The organism is Streptosporangium lutulentum (genome assembly GCF_030811455.1).
GTDB lineage: Bacteria > Actinomycetota > Actinomycetes > Streptosporangiales > Streptosporangiaceae > Streptosporangium > Streptosporangium lutulentum.
In genome coordinates, this window is record NZ_JAUSQU010000001.1 from 373,827 (window position 1) to 391,894 (window position 18,068).

Genomic DNA, 18,068 nt, shown 5'->3' on the forward strand with positions numbered 1-18,068 from the left:
GCTCTCCGATGGCGGCCGATCCTGGGCGCGCCGACCACCCGGCGCCCTGGGCGCCTGCCACCGAACGATCGTGGCCCCGAGTCAGGCTCGTTTCCCATCCCGCACTGGTGGGCCCGCAGGCGCACTTTCTACGGTACGTAATGGATTAGTCACTCAATCGATATGGTCACCGACGGTGATCTCCCGAAAACATGGAGCCTTCCGAAGAACGGAGGCTGATGTGGCCAGTGAGTTTCAGCGCAGAAAGATCCTCGGAGTTTTCCGCACGATGGATACGGACGGGGACGGCCGGCTGACCGAGGCCGACTTCCAGGCACTCGCCCACCGCTGGACGGCTGTCGCCGGATCCGTCGATCCGGAGCGACTGGCCTCCGTCATGACCGGTTGGTGGCCGGTGCTCCGGGCCGCCTCCGACTCTGACGGAGACAAGGCCCTCACCCTCGACGAGGTGCTCCTCGTCGTGGACGGTCTCGGCGGCATGACGGACGCGGTCTCCGGTACCGCCGACGCGATGTTCGAGGCCATCGACCTCAACGGGGACGGCCTCATCTCCCGTTCGGAATACGGCGCGCTCATCGAGACGTGGAACGGGACGCCCACGGAGACCGACACGATCTTCCCTCGCCTGGACCTGGACGGTGACGGCCACCTCACCCGCGACGAGTTCCGCACCCACTGGACGGAGTTCTGGGCAGGCGACGACCCGAACGCTCCCGGGACCTACGTCTTCGGCGCGCCGGCGCAATAGCCCGGTCCGGCGTCGCCGCCTCGCCCCCGGTCACGTCCGCATCGACCGGGGGCGATCGAGCGACCGGCTCGGCAGAGGCCGGTCGCCTGGCCGGATCCAGCGGCATACGGCCGGTCCCGGCACCGGGCCGGCATCACGCCCGGCTCAGGAGAACAGTCTGAGCACGTGCTCCGACGTCAGGCAGCCGGCCGTCGCCAGATCCAGGTTGGCCAGCGACATGTGGTGAGCCTCATCGGTCGCGGCCGTGACGCAGTCGCTGACCGTGTGGACGGTGAAGCCGAGGTCGGTGCCGTGCCTGGCGGTCTGCTCGACGGTGAGGTTGGTGGCGACCCCGGTCACCAGCAGCGTGTCGATCCCGTGCTCGGTCAGCCACCGGGGGAGGTGGTTCCCGGCCAGGCCGGACAACTTCTGGTTGTCGACGACCTGGTCGGCCTCGGCCGGAGGCCGCATCTCCGGGATCAACTGCGTTCCCGGAGCGTCCGGGCGGAAGGCCTCCTGCGCATCGCCGACCGCGTTCATGAAGCCCGTGTTGCGGACCAGGGCACCCTCTCCCGCGGGCACGGTGAACCGGGTGAAGACCACCGGCACCCCTACGGCGCGCATGGATCGGTGGAACCGTACGGCACGCTCCACGACGCCGCTGCGCGCGACCGGCTCGCCGAGCATCGCGCCGAAGAATCCCTCGGGCTTGATGACGTTTACCTGCCAGTGCAGAGCGAGAACGGCGGCGGTCCGCGGATCGTAGGTCATGGTCACGATCCTGCCGTATTTCCTCCGCGTTTCATGCTGAAAATTCCGCCCCGCCGGGAGAACCACGCTCCGCCGGACCGGCTGACGGGAGACGCCGGCTCACGCCATGGAGGTCGATGACGCGGCCGGGCGCACGGCCTCCGCCGGCTCGCGATCTAGACGACAAGTTCCGAAGGGGGTCAGTGATCGTAGGCGATCAGTGACCGGGTGATCGGTGCGTCGGTCTTGTTGTTGTGCCAGATCGCCGCGGCCATCGCCAGGATGCGCTGGGCGACGCGGACGGCGACGCCCTCGAAGGTCCGCCCGCCGTGGTGTTCCAGGTCGAGTTGGCCTTTGAGGGTGTCGTTGACCGACTCGATGAGCTGGCGAACCTTCTTGAGCATCGGCTCACCGTGCCGCTGCTTTTCCCGCTTGCGCGAGGGGCGCAGCAGCTCGATACCCTGCTTGGCGAGGGTCTCCTCGAAGGGTTTGGACGCGAAGCCCTTGTCCGAGATCAGCAGGACGCCGTCGCGGTCGGCGACCAGCTTGGCGTCGATCTCCAGCATCGCGGCCAGCACCTCGCGTTCGCCGATCTTCGGGTTGGCCAGTGCCCACATGATGGGCATTCCGGCCGGGGTGCAGACCAGGTACAGGCGCAGGCCCCAAAAGAAGCGCGAGTGCGAAGCGCGGTAGCCGTAGCCGGGGCGTTCGGGCAGATAAGGGAACATGCCGGACAGATGTGCGTGGGCGAAGCGCAGCCAGCGGGCCTCGGAGTGGTGTCCGAGCAGGGCTTGGGCCACCGCGAGGCAGATGAGTTCGGAGTCGCTGAGCAGGGGTGGGCGGCCGGGGCGTCGTGTTCCTCCGATCTTGTCGTCGATCTTCACGTAGAGTGCGGTCACGAGGGTGTCCAGGTCGGTCGTCACAAACTGATCTTCGACACCCTCGTTTTGTTCGGTGGCCGGTTTCGCGACTTCCGAAGCACCCGGTCAGGGGCTGGGGTGTTCACGAGTGGATGTGAATAGGCGAATGGAACGGCTCGGAAGATCGTTTCGCGGATGACTGCCGAACCTCTGCACGCGAACAGTTGAGGCGAAGCATGTGATGGTCGTGGCCTCGAGCCGCGTCTTCGGCGGAGCAGGGCCTGAAGATGATGACCCCGAGTCAGTTGCGTGTGGCGGCGTGATATTGGTGAATGAGCCAGGCGCCCTCTGCCTGTTTGGCCACGATGGACAGGCAGATCAGGTGGATGTCACCGGCGGGCGCGGTGAAGGTCACCTCCGCGAATCCATGCACGACCACCTGGCTCAACGGGGCGGCGGACAGCACCTTGGCTTGTGCCGTCGTACCGCGGGTGACCCTGTCGTAGTAGTCGAAGATTTCCCGCGGGCCGCGTCGCAGCCGTGGACTGATGCCCTGGAAAAGCGCGTCCTGGCTGAACAGCGAGACGATCTCGGCCGGGTGGTGTTCGTTGAAAGCCCGCTGCCAGCGGTGGAGCACCCCGGTGAGAACATCTGTGGCCACGGAGCCGGTCATCGCGAGCTACCGGCGTGTAGAGCTTCCCGCTCCCACTGGTGTCGTGGTTGTGTGTGCAGCCGCCAATAGTGCTCGGCGATGTCATCCGGGTCGAAGTCGGTGCCGGGGGCGACCGGGCCGGCCACGGTGACGCTCGCCACATGCACCCCGGAAGGCCCGTACTCCTGGTCGAGCAGGGTGACCAGGGTTCGGACGCCCGCCTTGCCCAGCGAGAGGCTCACGTATTGCGGCTTGGGCTCGGGCATACCGCCCGTGATGAGGAACGTTCCGTTGCCGCGTGCCGCCATCGCGGGCGCGACGTGGGCGGCGGCATTGAGCGCGCCGACCACGTTCACCGCCCATGCCTCCATGTGAGCGCGTACCGACAGCTCGCCCGGCGCGTCGGCCTGGATGATCGCGGCGTTGTACACGACGACGTCCGGCACGCCGTGCTCGCTGACAGCCTTGTCGAGTGCGGCGTTCAACGTGGCCTGGTCGGTGCTGTCGGCCTCCACCATGACAACCGGAACACCATGGGGAGCAACCGCCTCGGCCACGGCACGCAGCGTGCGCTCACTTCGGGCGATCAGCGTGATCGGCAGCCCCTCCCCGGCGAGCCGGCGAGCCACGGCCTGTCCGATCCCCGGACCTGCACCAATAATCACTGCACTCGGCATCGATATCTCCTCATTTTTCGTGATCAGCGATACTTGGGACGGTAAGGCGTCACATCCATGTGAAGGTCAAGCGAAAGGAGCCGAATGCGGATCGGCGACCTGGCTCACGAGACCGGGGTGCACAGGCGACTGTTGCGCTACTACGAAGAGCAGGGCCTGCTCAGGCCGGTCCGGCTGGTCAACGGCTACCGTGAGTACACAGAGGCGGACATCGCGACGGTGCGCCACATCCGCGCCATGCTCGCCGCCGGGCTTCCCACCGCGGTCATCGCCCGGGTCCTGCACTGCGTTCACGACGATGACGAACTGATGGTTCCTTCCGGCTGCCCGACCTTCATCGATGACCTGCGGCGCGAACGCGTCCGCATCATCGAGACGATCGTTCAACTCCAGAGCTCCCAGGGGATGCTGGACGCGATCCTCGATGCGGCGCTACAACAGGCGGCAGATGGGCCACGCGAGCCCGTTCCGTGATCGAGCACTGACTCCGGCGCAGCCGAACTTCGTGGTCGCACACTCTCACACGCCCCGACACCACCGGCGCCCTCCATCGCTGCCACTACGCGAGCCGGAACCGGCCCTCCAACGGCTCCCCGATCTCGGAAAACGCGAAATCCCGTCCGATCAAGATGATCAGACGGGATCCCGTCACTTCCTTCAGGCCGTCTCAAGAACGGCCCCTGGTGTGGCCTGGGCATCTTAAGATGCCCAGCCGCCGTCATCGTTACCGCTTGTCTGCCTGCGTTGCTGTCTCAGCTCGTCGACCGACAAGTTCAGCTGCTGCCTTTGCGGGCAGCGGCCACCACCGTCGGCCGAGGTGGGCTTCAGGCGCACCACCGAAGCATCCGCTCCACGGGCGGGCCGCAAGCGGCCCTGCACAGCCGACCATCAGCGTCGCCGCTACTTCGGAACTTGTCGTCTAGTCGAGTGAGATCACGATGCCGGTCAGGCCGTTGACCACGGCCGCGACACCGGCCCGGACGGCGCGCCCGGCGCGCTCGGGGGTGAAGGTGGCGGGATCGTACGTCGAGGACATGCCGAGCCCCTCGCCGCGGAACGACGCCCCGACCCAGTCGGTGGCGGTGACGTTCTCCGTGGGCTCGGCGAGCTCGGCGCCGACCACGAGGAACTGCTGGTCGAGGTGGTTGGGAGTGATCATTGCCAGGGGGTCGATGAGGTCGTTGCCGGCGCTGATGATGAGGTCGGGCTTCAGGCCGATCGCGCCGCTGATGCGCGGAATGAACTCATCCGGCTTCGTGGCCGTGACGGTCTTGAGGCTGACGTGCTCCTCCTCGGCCCACTCCGTCACGGCGCTCGCCAGCGTCCTGGTCTGGGAATCCTTCCCCGCGGTGAGCAGCACCACGCGGTAGCCCTCCGACGGATGGACCCCGTCCCAGGAGCCGGGTCGCGGCGCGATCGTCGCCTCAGGGGCGGGCGGGGCGGCGGGGTCGAAGAACCCCGAGCCGAGAGCGCCGACGGCGGTGGGTTTCGCGTGCGGCCGGGACCAGTCGTCGCCGGAGCTGCATCCACTGACCAGTACGGCGGTCGCGACTGCCGCGGCCAGCGTGCCGGCGGGCAGAAGGCGAGAGCGCATAGAGATAGTCCTTCGGGGGTGACGGGAGGTGCGCCTACTTCCTACCCCATCACCTGCACTCTTCGATGCGGTGGGCGGTCTCCGCCGTGTTCGGTTCGTCACCGGTTTATGCGCGAGACGCCGTTCGTTCATCTGAGTCGACCAGATTGCGTTCGCCAACCGAAGAGGAGTCACATGTTCCACGCCGCTCGGCGTCGCGCCTGTGCTGTCGTCGCCGCCGCAGCCGTGGCCGTCCTGCTCAGTGCCGTACCCGCTTTTGCTCACGGATTCACGTCGACCGTGTACGTCGATCTTACGTCGCCGGAAGCCGGGCATGTCCATACCGAACTCGAGCTGGAGTACGACCTGCTCGTCGTCTCCGCCGCCGACTCCGAGAAGGACGATCCGCTCTTCCAGGAGGGCACCGCGGCGTTCGAGGCCGGCGACGCGGCGAAGCAGGCCGCCGCGCTCGACGCCCACGCCGACTCGGTCGTCGCGTACGTGACCAAGCGCTTCGGCGTCACGACCGGGGGCAAGGCGTGCGCCCCGGTCCAGGACGGCGACTTCACGATGGAGCAACGCGAGGGCGTCCCGTACGCGCTGCTGGTGCTCGACTACCGGTGCCCGGAGTCCACCGGAGCGCACGAGGTGCGCGGCGCGCTGTTCCCGGACTCCGAGGGCTATGTGCGCGACAGCAAGGCGGTGGTCACCTACGACCTCGACCTGAAGTCCGGAAGCGCCGCGCTCGACGCGCAGCACCGGTCGTTCTCCACGCAACAGTCATGGGCCGAGCGGTTCTGGGAGTTCTTCCGGCTCGGAGCCGAGCACCTGCTCACCGGGATCGACCACATCCTGTTCCTGCTGGCGCTCATCGCGGGGTCACGCCGCCTGCGCGAGATCGTGCTGGCGGCGACGACCTTCACGCTGGCCCACTCGGTGACCTTCATCCTTGCCGCCCTCGGCCTCGTGGAGGTGCCCGCGTCGTTCGTCGAGCCCGTCATCGCCCTCTCGATCGCGGTCGTCGCGGGCTGGCATCTGTGGCGGATCTGGCGACGCCGGTCGCACGCCACAGATCTCGAAGAGACCGGTCACGGTCGTCTCGGCCTGGACCGCGCGGGCTGGACGCGACTCGCGGTCGTCTTCTGCTTCGGCCTCGTGCACGGACTCGGCTTCGCCGCGGCACTGGGCATCGACCAGGCCCTGTCGTGGACGCTTCTGTGGTCGCTGCTCGTCTTCAACGTGGGCATCGAGGCCGTTCAGTTGACGATCATCATTCTCGTCTTCCCGTTGCTCGCCCTGCTGCGTCACCGTCGGCCGGTCGCGGGGCTGTGGACGACCGGGGCGATCGCAGCGGGTGTGGCCGTGATGGGCCTGGTGTGGTTCGTGCAGCGCGTTCTCGGGGTCTGAGATCGCATCACAACTTCCGGTAGGCGCAATAGATCGCCTATCTCACGTTCACCTCCAGGACATCGACTTTCGGAACTGTGACAAAGCTCCTTATCCCCCTGAAACGGACGGAAACCTAATGAAGTTCGACAATCGAGCACAGGGCTCCCAGCTTGCTCGACGTCGGCTGGCTGTGGGCGCCACCGCGGCGGTCATGGGCCTCACCGCGGTGCTCAGCACCGGCCTGACGGCCGCGGCTCGCGCTGACGTCAGCGCGAGCGCGCCGCTCACCGGCATCATCCTCGGCGTGGGCGCCAACGAGTCGCAGCGCGTCGTGTCCTGGTACTCCTCGGTCGGCACCGCACAGGTGGTCGAGGTCGTACCGACTTCCAAGCTCGTCCGCGGACAGTTCCCCAAGCACGCCGTCACCTTCCCGGCCACGGTCGCCGCGAACAGCGTCAACGGCGGTTACAACGGTCACGCCACGATCGACGGCCTGAAGAAGAACACCGCGTACTCCTACCGGGTCGGTGTCGCGGGCAACTGGTCCCCGACGTACTCCTTCAAGACCCAGGAGTTCAAGGGCGACTTCGACTTCCTGTTCTACGGTGACCCGCAGATCGGCTCGTCCGGCGATGTGGCCAAGGACGGCGCCGGATGGATGGACACCGTGAACGTCTCCCTCGCCGCCAACCCGAAGGCCGAGCTGCTGGTCTCGGGCGGCGACCAGATCGAGAGCGCCAACAACGAGACGCAGTGGGACGCGTTCCTCGCACCCAACAAGCTGCGCCAGTACCCGTGGGCCGCCACCATCGGTAACCACGACGTCGGCGGCAAGGCGTACGAGCAGCACTTCTGGACTCCGAACACCGACCGTTCCACGCCGTACTACAACGGCGACGCGGCCACCCGGTCGGGCGGTGACTACTACTACACCTACAAGGGCGTCCTGTTCATCGACCTGAACAGCAACGCCTACGCCGCCGGCTCCGACGCGGCGCACATCAGCTACGTCACCGACGTCGTCAAGAAGCACGGCGCCGACGCCAAGTACACGGTGCTCGTCTACCACCACTCGATCTACTCGCCGGCCAGTCACGCGAACGACAGCGACAACCAGCAGCGTCGTCAGGACTTCCCGACCGCCTTCTCGAACCTCGGTGTCGACCTCGTCCTGCAGGGTCACGACCACAGCTACTCCCGCAGCTACGTGATCAAGAACGGTCAGAAGTCGAACAAGAACGAGAAGCCGGGTGCCGCCGAGGTGGCGCAGGGTCCGGGTGGCGTCATCTACGTGACGGCGAACTCCGCGTCGGGCTCGAAGTACTACAACATCACCGCTCCGGACACGACCAAGGACCCGAACTACGGTCCTGACCCGCTGAACCCCAAGAGCCACTGGGCCAACTCGGTCGAGAACCAGGAGCACGTCCGTACCTACGTGAAGGTCCAGGTGCGTGACGACAAGCTCGTCGTCGAGAACCTTCGCAGCGGTACCTGCGCCGCCCCCAACGCCGCGGTGGAGCTGGGCCAGGAGGACTGGTGCGGCCCGAACAGCGGCGCCAGTGCCGCTCAGCCGGTCGGTTCCACCGTCGACAAGGTCGTGATCCACCCCTACGGCCGCGACGACAACGACCACGGCGACGACCACGGCGACGACCACGGCAACGGTCACGGCGACGACAACGACCACGGCAACGGTCACGGCAACGGCAACGACCACGACCACGGCGACGACCACGGCGACGACCACGGCAACGGCCACGGCGACGACGGCCACTGGCTTCAGTAAACGATCGAGGGTGATGCCGGAGACCTCACGCTCACCGCGCTGAGCGATCCGGCCGCTCCACCTGGTGGGGTGGGCACCGTCGGGTGCCCACCCCACCGCACGTCTTCCATCCCGCCACTTCCAGACCGCCCGAGGATCACCAGATGCGCCTGCCCAGATCGCGTACGACCACAGCAGCCGGAGCCCTCGCCCAGGCCGCCGCCGTGGTGCTGCTCGCCGTGCTCGGCCTCCTCGGAGTGGGGGCAGGACCCGCGGCGGCGGACGGCGACGTCTCCTGGACGGTCACGACGGCCTCCAACGACTTCGGTTCCGACCGGCAGAACTACAGCTACACCCTCGACCCGGGCGGGCAGCTCAAGGACGGTCTCGTGGTCGTCAACCACGGCACCACACCACTGCACCTGGCCGCGTACGCCGCCGACGGGTTCACCGCCGAGGGGGGCCGGCTCGACCTGGTCACCAAGGGCGCGACGTCGACAGGGGTGGGTGCGTGGGTCCACACGGACCGACCCGACGTGACGGTCCAGCCCGGCGCGTCGGTCGAGGTGCCGTTCACGGTCACTCTTCCGGACGACGCCGCGCCCGGCGAATACATGGGGGGCGTCGTCACCTCGCCGGCGCAGGCCGGCGAAGCGGACGGGACCGATGCGGAACAGCGTCTCGGCATCCGTATCCGTCTGCGCGTGGGTGGAGAGCTCACGCCGAAGCTGTCGGTAGAGGACCTGCGCCTGCGCTACTCGGGCACGCCCAATCCGTTCGGGAAGGGCGACGCCACCGTCACGTACACGATCCACAACACGGGCAACGCCATCCTCACCGCTCGGCAGGCGGTGTCCCTGTCCGGCCCCTTCGGGAGCTCTGACGTTCGTACGGGGCAGATCGACGACTCGCCCCAGCTGCTGCCGGGCGACACCTGGAAGGTCTCCGTGCCGGTGCACGGAGTGGCTCCCGTGCTGAGGCTGACGGGGACGGTCGCCCTCATCCCGCTGCTCACCGACGCGTCGGGCTCGGTCGCCCCGCTCGCCGCCGCCGAGACCACGACGGGTTCCTGGACCATCCCCTGGACACTGCTGCTTCTCCTCGTCGTCCTCTGCGGGCTCGTCGTCGCGGGTCTGGTGCTCCGGCGCCGCCGCCGTCGGGCCGGGCTCCACGAGGACGCTCCCGTCCAGGCGGCGCGGATCCCGCACGAGGGGTGAGGCTCCTGCCGTCCACACGTGGCCGGCGCCAGGCATCTCGAACCCGGTGGCTCCTCCGCGCCCCGATCCTTGCTTCTCACCTGCGGCGCATCTGCGCGAAGCTCGGCGCGCACCGCAGTACGCGAGGATCTGACGAGTGGCCATACCGCGACCGGCGGTGTCGAAAGAATGCCGAATCAATCGGCTCCGGTCGCCGGATATCCCCGGTCGACCGGGAAATCGGTTCTGCCGATCGACGAGTTCGCGAAGTACGATGTTCTGACTTGCCGCAAAGCCGCGACGGCGCAGGAGAACATCATGAGGGCAGTCGTCCAAGACGCGTACGGCTCGCCCGATGTTCTGAAAATCCAGGAAATCGACCGGCCGGCGGTCAAGGACGATGAGGTGCTGGTGCGCGTTCACGCGGCCTCCGTTCACCCTGATGTCTGGCATGTTGTGAGCGGCAGGCCGTATGTCCCGCGACTCATGGGGGCCGGGCTGCTCCGGCCGAAGATTCGCGTTCCGGGAACGGATATGGCCGGTCGTGTGGAATCGGTGGGCAAGAACGTGACGCGATTCCAAGCGGGCGACGAGGTGTTCGGCGAGGCCCTCTGGGGCAACCAGTGGAGAAACGGCGGTGCCTTCGCCGAGTACGTGTCCGTTTCGCAGGACGCCCTGGCGTTGAAACCCGGCAACGTCACCTTCGAACAAGCCGCGGCCGTACCCACCTCCGGACTCATCGCCCTGCGGAACCTTCAGGAAGGGCGGTCGGGGCCAGGCCGAAGTGTGCTGGTCAACGGTGCCGCCGGTGGTGTGGGAGCCTTCGCCGTACAGCTCGCCAAAGCGTACGGAGCGAAGGTGACCGGCGTCGACCACCACACCAAACTGGACCTGGTCCGTTCGCTCGGCGCGGATCGCGTCATCGACTACACCCGGGAGGATTTCACCCGGAACGGCGAGCGATACGACCTGATCTTCGACATTCCCGGGAACCACTCGTTTGCTGATTGCCGGCGTGCCCTTATGCCCGAGGGGGCCTACGTGCTCATCGGGCATGACCGCTTCGGTGATGTGGGAGGCCGTCGGCTGGGAAGTCTGCCGCATTTCTTCAAACTGATGGCGCTCTCCCCGTTCCGGAGTCAACTGTCGACGCCGAGCTCGTCGATGCCGAGCAGGAAAGACTCGATGGCCGTCCTGAGGGAGTTTCTGGAAACAGGGAGACTCACGCCGGTCGTCGACAGAACGTATTCGCTGGAAGAGGTTCCCGAAGCCATCCGCTATCTGGCCGGAGGAGAGGCCCGGGGAAAGGTCGTCATCACCGTTTGGAACGCACCCCGGTCGTCATGTGAGGGACCCTTTTACCGGAGGGCGACGCGGACGCCGTACGTTCGACGAACGGCCGGCGCGGGAAACCGTACTCCGCGCTCGAATGAATGATTCGCCCCTGCCGGCGATGCCACTACTCCAGTCGCCATTCCAGGGTGTTTCCGGTGCTCGGCTGATAGAGCAGCGTGCGCGGCTCGCTGTCCTCGGGAATCTCGAACGGGATCCAGCCGCGGACGCAGTCCCCCGGCCGTACCGCCTGGACCTGGGGGTAGATCGGGACATCGAACCAACTCGGACTCGCGATCGACGCCATGGTCGTCGAGTCGTCGGCGAAGGAAAGCATCCAGGGTGCCGCGAAGGCCGTGACGGGCTCGCGCGTGTTCTCCGGTACGCATAGTTTCACGTCAAACGCCAGATATTCGTGGCCGGGGCGGCTGAGTGCCTTGGATATGGGCTTCAGTGACCGGATTCGCAAGGCGGAGATCTTCGAGACGGAGTCGTCGTCACGCGTCTCCTGGGTGCTGCCGACCGCGGGCAGGGTGCTCGGTGTGGGGGTGGGGGAGGGTGTCGGGCTGGGCCGCACCGAAGGGACGACCGGGGGTACGGGGGGCGCGGCGGCCCCGCTGCCAGAGCATCCGGCGACAAGAAAAAGAGATAGAACAAGGGGGACGAACCTTCGCATGACGACTCCTGGTTAGGAAATCGGGGCGAAGAGGAGACGCGAAAGACGGTCGCGTGGATGGCCCAGGTTCCGTGAAGGAGTTGTGGCCGCGTCGGATCCCGTATCCCGTGGTCTCCGCAGGGGGCGGTCTACCTGGACCGTTCCGAATCGCGGGTCTGGAGGCCCGACGAGCGGGTCTCGGGTGCGAGATGGGAGCGGACGTACGTCAGCGCGGCGTCGAGGGCGATGGCGAGAGGGCGGGCGCTGCGCATGGTCTGGGAGAGCAGGAAACCGCCCTGGAGCCCGGCCATGATCGCGGTGGCCAGGGCGTCGGGGTCCGCGTCGGCGCGCAGTTCCCGGCGGTCACGCATCCTGGTCAGTCCGCGCAGGAGATGGCCCTGCCAGTGGTCGAAGGCTCTGACCAGGTCCAGGCGCGCCGTCTCGTCGACGTCGGCGAGCTCGCCGGCCAGCGAACCGAGCGGGCAGCCGCCCCCGCATCTGCGATCCCGTTGCAACGTCACCAGGTGATCGCGCCAGGCGACCAGGTCTTCGAAGGACTCGATCTCGTCGATCAGCGGGCGTTGGGCGTCGATCATCCGCTGGGTCTGGTGCTCGATGACGGCGCGTACGAGGTCGGACTTGTCGGCGAAGTAATGGTAGAGCTGCGATTTGCTGGTCCTGGTGACCGCCCGGACCTCGTCGAGCGTGGTGGAGGTCGCCCCCTGATCGAAGATCAGGTCGGTGGCGGCTTCCAGGATCCGCCGCCGAGTCGCCTCGCCGCGCTTGGTCAGCGCGGGCCGCTTGGCGTCGTACGCCGTGAGCTGCCTTGACATGGAGTCACACTATCCAAAATGGACCCATCGGTCCAAGCTGTCCGCTGTGGGGCTCCCGGCGGCGACGGGCTCGCCAACGCCTGGCGCTCGACCACGCGGGCGGGGGTCCCGACGCTCGGCCGCGACCCCGTCCAGACCGCTCCGGGACCGGTTCGCGGGGGTGAAGCTCAGCCGGCGCTCCACGACAGGGCAAGCGTGGTGTGCCGCTTGCGGACGAGCAGCCCCTCGCGGGGCGCGGCCTCACGATAGGCGTCGATGCGCAGTCCGGTCGTCATGGGACGGTTCGCCGTGTCCCAGGACCGGACGTGGGTGACGAGATCGGCGGCGAGCCGCGTTCTTTCCGGCCCGTAGCCGCGCGCGATCAGCAGGTCGTCCGCCTCCGCTTCCAGCAGGGAGAGGCTGTCGCCGTCGATGACTCCGATGGCCATCCTGAATCCCGAAGGGGTGAGCGGGGGCGATGCCAGCCGGCCGGGCTGTGCCTCGGACAGCATGCACCAGCGGGGCTCGTGTATCGCCAGCCACAGGCTCAGCCCGTCGAGAAGCTGCGTACGGCTCACGCCGACCTCGGCGGGCATCCTCACCGAGGGGCCTTCCAGCGCGCCCGGCACATCGCCGACCTCACCCGGGCCGGGAAGGGAGATCGTCAGGTCGGAGGCCCGGTCCAGCACCAGGGTCGTCTCCGGGCCGGCGAAGGGGCCTCGCATCCGCATGAAGCCGCAGGGCACCACCGAATGGCTCGTCCAGTGCCCGCCCGCCCGTTCCATGGCCACCGAGCGTTGCACGCCGCGCACGTCCAGCGGCACGACGACGCGTCCGCCGGGGCCGAGCTGGTCCAGCCAGGCCGGGAAGAGATCCCAGACGCCGACGGTGGCGATCACCCGGTCGTAGGGGGCCGCCGGCGCGAACCCCTCGGCGCCGTCGCCGCACACCACGGTCACCTCGGGACGGCCTGCGTCGATCAGGTGCTCCCGAGCGCGGTCAACCAGGTCGGCGTCGATGTCGACACTGACGACCTGGCCTTCGGGTCCCACCAGGTGGGCGAGCAGCGCGGCGTTGTAGCCCGTTCCGGTCCCGATCTCCAGCACCCGCTGTCCCGGCTCCACCCCGAGCTGGTCGAGCATCAAGGCCATGATCGCCGGTTGCGAGGAGGAGCTGATCGCCCGGCCGTCCGCGTCGCGCTTGGTCACGATCGCGTCGTCCCGGTAAACGGTCTCCGGGGGAAGATCCGGCAGGAACACGTGTCGTGGCACCGTCCGGAAGGCATCTGCCACAATCCGGCTGATTCCACGCGTGCGCATCTGCGCGACCAGCTCTTCCCGGGGCTCCTGCCACTCGACCATCGTCGACCTCCATGCCAAGGTTCTCTACCTATACCAATTTGTGTACTAATTATGCACTTTGGTCAATATGGAGAGAATGTGAGAAATACTGACTTTCATCCTGTTTGGAATGCGCAGATGGAGATCCGTATCTTTTCGGGTGAAGGTGTCAGTATGGACCCCTATGCTCAGGACATGAACAGCGATTTCGATTTTCTGCACGGCGAGTGGGACGTGGTCAACCGCAGGCTGGTCAAGCCGCTCACCGGCAGCACCGAATGGGACGAGTTCCCGGCCGTCTCGACCTGCCGCGGCTTCTTCGACGGTGCGGGCATCTTCGACGAGATGGTCTTTCCCACCAAGGGCTTCTCGGGAATAACGCTCCGAGTGTTCGACCCCGCCCGCGAGCAGTGGGGGATCTACTGGGTCAACAGCAAGCTCGGGACGCTCCAGGAGCCGGTTTTTGGCAGGTTCGCCGACGGCAGGGGCGAGTTCTACGGCGACGACACCTACGAGGGCACCCCGATCCGGGCACGTTACGTGTGGTCGGAGATCACGCCGACCACGGCCCTGTGGGAGCAGGCCTTCTCCGTCGACGGGGAGAAGACCTGGGAGACCAACTGGACGATGGCGCACACGCGCCGCGGATAGGCCGTGGCGACCGGCCTTCGCCGCGCCCCTGACAAGGGCATCGCCGGGAATTGTCGTTCCGTATCCGGGAGGGGTTTCTCCTCGCGGCCGGAATGACCCGATGCGGGTGGAGGGCGGCATCGGCCACCCTCCACCCACGGCCCTGGGAGCGTGGACCGCTGTCCGGCATTCGGGGGATGGAGCCGGACAGCGGTGAATATATTCAGATAACCGCACTCTGTATGTGGAGAAATGCACTTTCGCTGCGCGCGGGGTTCGTTCCGCCGGGCCGATCGCCGCTCCGGCGATTCCCTTTTTTCCGCTCGCGCCGAGACCGCCACCTGAAAGGCGACGGTCTCGGGTGAATCGGGTGGGCACCGGTTTGTTACGCCCATTCCGCCAGGAGCTTGGCCTCCTTCGCCGGGTCGATGCCCTGCCTGCCGAAGACGCGCTCCTCGGAGGGGATCTCGCGAAGCCAGGCCCAGGTGTCGCGGATGGTCTCGGCGACCGGGCGGCAGCGCAGCCCGGCCGCGTGGGCCTTCGCGGACGAGGACATCCAGGCCCCGGCGAGTTCGGGGCCCTCGGGGACCCAGAGGGGCAGCTCGACCCAGGATCCCACCTCCCGGTCGAGCAGGAACCGATCCTCCACCCAGACGAGTTCGGCGTCCGAGCCCGTCACCGCGCGGCACTCGGCGAGCCAGTCGCCGAAGGTGATGTTGCCCCGGACCCCACCGGTGAAGAACCGGTCGTTCACCCCGGCCTCGGCCTGGGCCAAGGTGAACGCGGCGATGTCGCGGGCGTCGATGACCTGCATCGCCACATTCGGATCGCCGGGAGCGAGGACCTGCCCGCCCCGGGAGAACCGATCGAGCCACCAGGGCAGGCGGCCGACGTTCTCATGCGGGCCGAGGATGAGGCCCGGCTCGATGATCAGGGCGTTGCCCTCGAAACCCTGCTCCACCGCTCGCTCGCAGCCCGCCTTCAGCGTGCCGTAGTCGCCGTCGTCGGGTCCGGCGTCCGGGGCGCACTCGAACCGGGGCGAACTCTCGTCGGTCTCCGGCAGGCCCGGCCAGTCGGCGCAGGCCGAGATGCTGGAGATGAACGCGTAGGTGGCGGCCTTGCCGTTGAGCGCGCGCACCGACTCGCCGACGACCCGGGGGACGTACCCGCAGACGTCCACCACGATGTCCCATTCGCGGCCTGCCGTCAGTCGTTCCAGATCCCCGGGTATTTCGCGATCACCTCTGACCGCCTCCACCCCGGGTACGGTCACCCCGCTCCTGCCTCGGTTGAATGTCGTGACCTCGTGTCCGCGCCGCAACGCCTCCTCGACGATCGCCCGGCCGAGGAAAACCGAACCGCCGATAACCAGAGTTCTCATAACGCCTCATCCTTCTCTTCACGCCAGAGCGGAGCCATGAGCTTTCACCCTTGGCGCAAGCCGTACGCTCAGGGCGGACCGGCCGAGATCGGCGGTGATTGAAGGATGTGGACCCGGGCGGTGGAGATGTCGAAGTAGGCGCCCACCAGCTCCAGGTCTCCGGAGCGGAAGCGTTCGTCCACCTGAGGGTAGGTCCGTAGGTTCTCCAACTGCTGGGTCACGTTGACCCGGCAGAGGCGGTCCAGCGGGCCGTCGTCGGCTCCGTCGCTCTCGGTGGTGACGAACTGGGCCAGACTGTGGTGGCCGTGGCGTAGCCAGCGGGAGAGCGCGGACCCTTCCACGGTCTTCTCGCCCCCGCTGAGCAGCGCGGCCATGGCCCCGCAGCCGGAATGGCCGCAGACCGTGATGGTCCGGACGCTGAGGACGTTCGTCGCGTACTCGATCGCCGCGGCGACCGAGTCGTCCGAGTGAGCCGAGCCCTTCCGGGGGACCAGGTTGCCGATGTTGCGAACGGTGAACAGGTCGCCGGGACCGCTGGCGGTGATCAGGTTCGGCACGAGCCGGGAGTCCGCACAGGTGATGAAGAGATGCGAGGGGTCCTGCTTGCGGGCCATCTCGTGCATGAGCGGGCGGATCAGCGGGGCCGTACGCCGGTGGAACTCCCGAGCTCCGGCGAGCAGGTCGGGTGCGGCGCGAGCGTCCTCCGCCGGCACGTGCTGAGCGGGGACCAGCGAATTTTCGGAGGCCCGGCTGTAGCGCCGGTGGGACCAGGGCAGCCACCAGCGGTCCGGGGCGCGCGGCGGGGTCTTGGCCGGAAACATCCGGGCGCCGCTGGCGGCCATCGCGTACCACTCGTCATGGATCTCGTCGATGTCCACGGTGCCGCCGCCGCGCTCGTGTTCGTGCCGCCATGCGTGGACGGCCTCGAAGGCCGCGTTGTCCATGAAGTCGATGTTCAGGTCCAGCTCCACCGCCGCCCCGGCGGGGATGGAGTGAAGCTGGGAGGTGAGCGTGGGCACGCCGAGGAAGGTCAGTGAGCCACCGATCAGCACGCGCCAGTGCCCGTCGGGTTCGGGCGTGACCTGTACGGTCACCCAGGTGAGGCGGCGCAGCGCGAGCAGCGCGGCGAGGATGAGGCCGAGCAGCACTCCCTCGGCGAGGCCGAGGAGCACGACCCCGGCCATCGTGATCACGTATACCGGGATCTCGCCGTGACCGCGCAGGTTGCGGAGATGTCCCATGTTGACCATCTGGATGCCGATGAAGACCAGCAGGGCGGCCAGCGCCTCCATTGGGATCAGGGTGATCGTCCAGCCCAGGAAGACCGCGAACACCAGGATCCAGAAGCCGTGCATGATCGTGGACCAGCGGCTGCGAGCCCCGGCGCGGACGTTGGCGGTGCTGCGGACGATGACTCCGGCCACGGGCAGGCCGCCCAGCGCGCCGGTCACCATGTTGGCCACCCCCTGGGCGGTGAGCTCCTTGTCCAGGTCGGACCGCTTGCCGTCGTGCAGCTTGTCGGTGGCCACCGAGCAGAGCAGCGACTCCACTCCTGCCAGCAGCGCCACGAGCATCACCGCCGCGATGATCCCGTGCCAGTCGCCCTGAGGCCAGACCGGGCTGGCCCATTCGCTCAGACTCTTGGAGAGGTCGATCCGGGTGACATCCCAGTCGAACGCCCAGGCGGTCACCGAGGCGGCGAGCAGGGCGGTCAGGGGCGCAGGGATGATTCGGAGCTGCTGGGGCAGCCGGGTGGAGGCGACCAGGACCGTGATGGTGAGCAGGCCGACGAAGACCGCGTGGTTGTGGTTGTCGATGATCTGCTGCGGCAACTCGATCAGGTTCTCGATCGCGGAGCGTTGAGGGCTCCCGCCGAGCACCACGTGCAGCTGGGAGAGCGCGATCACCACGCCGACCCCGGCGAGCATGCCGTGAACCACGGCGGGTGAGACCGCCAGGGCCGAGCGGGCGACCCGGAACACCCCGAGCAGAAGCTGTAACGCCCCCGCGAGCAAAGTGATCATGCAGGTGGCCCGCCAGCCGTACGTCATGACGAGATCGGCGACCACCAGCGAGAGGCCGGCGGCCGGCCCGCTCACCTGGACGACCGAACCGCCCAGGAAGCCCGCCACCACGCCGCCTACCACGCCGGCGATGAGCCCTGCCACCAGCGGTGCTCCCGAAGCGATCGCGATGCCCAGCGAGAGAGGCACCGCCACCAGGAAGACCACCAGGGAGGCGGGCAGATCGTATCGCAGCACGGAAGATATGTTACTTTTTGTGAGCGCCGTGTCGCTCTTTGTGTCCGTCCCCATGAAAGAGACCG

17 protein-coding genes are annotated in these 18,068 nt (G+C 67.6%); 7 read left to right on the forward strand and 10 right to left on the reverse strand.

The features are described from left to right. Positions 1 to 220: 220 nt before the first annotated feature. Entirely contained in the window at positions 221 to 748 is a 528-nt protein-coding gene (locus tag J2853_RS01575; protein WP_307554157.1) for an EF-hand domain-containing protein, read from the forward strand. A gap of 144 nt (positions 749 to 892) precedes the next feature. On the opposite strand, the gene J2853_RS01580 is transcribed toward J2853_RS01575, so the two are convergent. From J2853_RS01580 to J2853_RS01595, 4 genes are all read right to left on the reverse strand, one after another. After that, positions 893 to 1,498, reverse strand: a complete 606-nt coding sequence (locus tag J2853_RS01580) for a cysteine hydrolase family protein (protein ID WP_307554159.1) — start codon at positions 1,496 to 1,498, stop codon at positions 893 to 895. Between the two features lie 179 nt (positions 1,499 to 1,677). Beyond that, complete coding sequence (locus J2853_RS01585) at positions 1,678 to 2,400, reverse strand: transposase (protein WP_307554161.1); 723 nt, start codon at positions 2,398 to 2,400, stop codon at positions 1,678 to 1,680. Between the two features lie 238 nt (positions 2,401 to 2,638). After that, positions 2,639 to 2,998 carry a Cif family virulence factor gene (locus J2853_RS01590; protein ID WP_307554163.1) on the reverse strand — a complete coding sequence of 120 codons (360 nt, stop codon included), beginning with the start codon at positions 2,996 to 2,998 and terminating at the stop codon, positions 2,639 to 2,641. Positions 2,999 to 3,006: 8 nt separating this feature from the next. Further along, complete coding sequence (locus tag J2853_RS01595) at positions 3,007 to 3,666, reverse strand: SDR family NAD(P)-dependent oxidoreductase (protein WP_307554165.1); 660 nt, start codon at positions 3,664 to 3,666, stop codon at positions 3,007 to 3,009. An 84-nt stretch (positions 3,667 to 3,750) separates the two neighbouring features. Between J2853_RS01595 and J2853_RS01600 the strand changes: the two genes are divergently transcribed. Continuing rightward, positions 3,751 to 4,140 carry a MerR family transcriptional regulator gene (locus J2853_RS01600; RefSeq protein ID WP_307554167.1) on the forward strand — a complete coding sequence of 130 codons (390 nt, stop codon included), beginning with the start codon at positions 3,751 to 3,753 and terminating at the stop codon, positions 4,138 to 4,140. A 445-nt stretch (positions 4,141 to 4,585) separates the two neighbouring features. Here the strand turns inward: J2853_RS01600 and J2853_RS01605 are convergent, their stop codons facing one another. Continuing rightward, positions 4,586 to 5,260: a type 1 periplasmic-binding domain-containing protein gene (locus tag J2853_RS01605; RefSeq protein WP_307554169.1), complete on the reverse strand. Its 675-nt coding sequence runs from the start codon at positions 5,258 to 5,260 to the stop codon at positions 4,586 to 4,588. 174 nt (positions 5,261 to 5,434) lie between these two features. Here J2853_RS01605 and J2853_RS01610 point away from each other — a divergent pair, with 174 nt between their 5' ends. The 4 genes from J2853_RS01610 (at position 5,435) to J2853_RS01625 (ending at position 11,029) form a co-directional block, all read left to right on the forward strand. Then, on the forward strand, positions 5,435 to 6,646 hold the full coding sequence (locus J2853_RS01610; RefSeq protein ID WP_307554171.1) for a HupE/UreJ family protein: 1,212 nt from the start codon (positions 5,435 to 5,437) through the stop codon (positions 6,644 to 6,646). Between the two features lie 118 nt (positions 6,647 to 6,764). Next, a complete protein-coding gene (locus J2853_RS01615; RefSeq protein WP_307554174.1) occupies positions 6,765 to 8,417 on the forward strand; it encodes a purple acid phosphatase family protein in 1,653 nt (550 codons plus the stop codon). A 143-nt stretch (positions 8,418 to 8,560) separates the two neighbouring features. Beyond that, a complete protein-coding gene (locus J2853_RS01620) occupies positions 8,561 to 9,613 on the forward strand; it encodes a hypothetical protein (protein ID WP_307554175.1) in 1,053 nt (350 codons plus the stop codon). Between the two features lie 18 nt (positions 9,614 to 9,631). Further along, complete coding sequence (locus J2853_RS01625) at positions 9,632 to 11,029, forward strand: NAD(P)-dependent alcohol dehydrogenase (protein ID WP_307554177.1); 1,398 nt, start codon at positions 9,632 to 9,634, stop codon at positions 11,027 to 11,029. Between the two features lie 22 nt (positions 11,030 to 11,051). On the opposite strand, the gene J2853_RS01630 is transcribed toward J2853_RS01625, so the two are convergent. The 3 genes from J2853_RS01630 to fxlM all read right to left on the reverse strand — a co-directional run bounded on the left by J2853_RS01630 (position 11,052) and on the right by fxlM (position 13,752). Then, positions 11,052 to 11,501: a DUF4352 domain-containing protein gene (locus tag J2853_RS01630; RefSeq protein ID WP_307554179.1), complete on the reverse strand. Its 450-nt coding sequence runs from the start codon at positions 11,499 to 11,501 to the stop codon at positions 11,052 to 11,054. Between the two features lie 227 nt (positions 11,502 to 11,728). Beyond that, a complete protein-coding gene (locus J2853_RS01635) occupies positions 11,729 to 12,412 on the reverse strand; it encodes a TetR/AcrR family transcriptional regulator (RefSeq protein ID WP_307554181.1) in 684 nt (227 codons plus the stop codon). Between the two features lie 167 nt (positions 12,413 to 12,579). Next, the gene (fxlM, locus tag J2853_RS01640) at positions 12,580 to 13,752 is read right to left on the reverse strand and encodes a methyltransferase, FxLD system (protein WP_307554183.1); all 1,173 of its coding nucleotides are present in this window, start codon (positions 13,750 to 13,752) and stop codon (positions 12,580 to 12,582) included. 174 nt (positions 13,753 to 13,926) lie between these two features. On the opposite strand from fxlM, the gene J2853_RS01645 reads away from it, so the two are divergent. Further along, positions 13,927 to 14,382, forward strand: coding sequence for a hypothetical protein (locus tag J2853_RS01645; RefSeq protein ID WP_307554185.1), 456 nt, complete (start codon positions 13,927 to 13,929; stop codon positions 14,380 to 14,382). Between the two features lie 364 nt (positions 14,383 to 14,746). Here J2853_RS01645 and J2853_RS01650 read toward each other — a convergent pair whose 3' ends face one another. Next, complete coding sequence (locus J2853_RS01650; RefSeq protein ID WP_307554187.1) at positions 14,747 to 15,742, reverse strand: NAD-dependent epimerase/dehydratase family protein; 996 nt, start codon at positions 15,740 to 15,742, stop codon at positions 14,747 to 14,749. Positions 15,743 to 15,810: 68 nt separating this feature from the next. Continuing rightward, positions 15,811 to 18,057 carry a SulP family inorganic anion transporter gene (locus tag J2853_RS01655; RefSeq protein WP_307554189.1) on the reverse strand — a complete coding sequence of 749 codons (2,247 nt, stop codon included), beginning with the start codon at positions 18,055 to 18,057 and terminating at the stop codon, positions 15,811 to 15,813. Between the last annotated feature and the right edge of the window lie 11 nt (positions 18,058 to 18,068).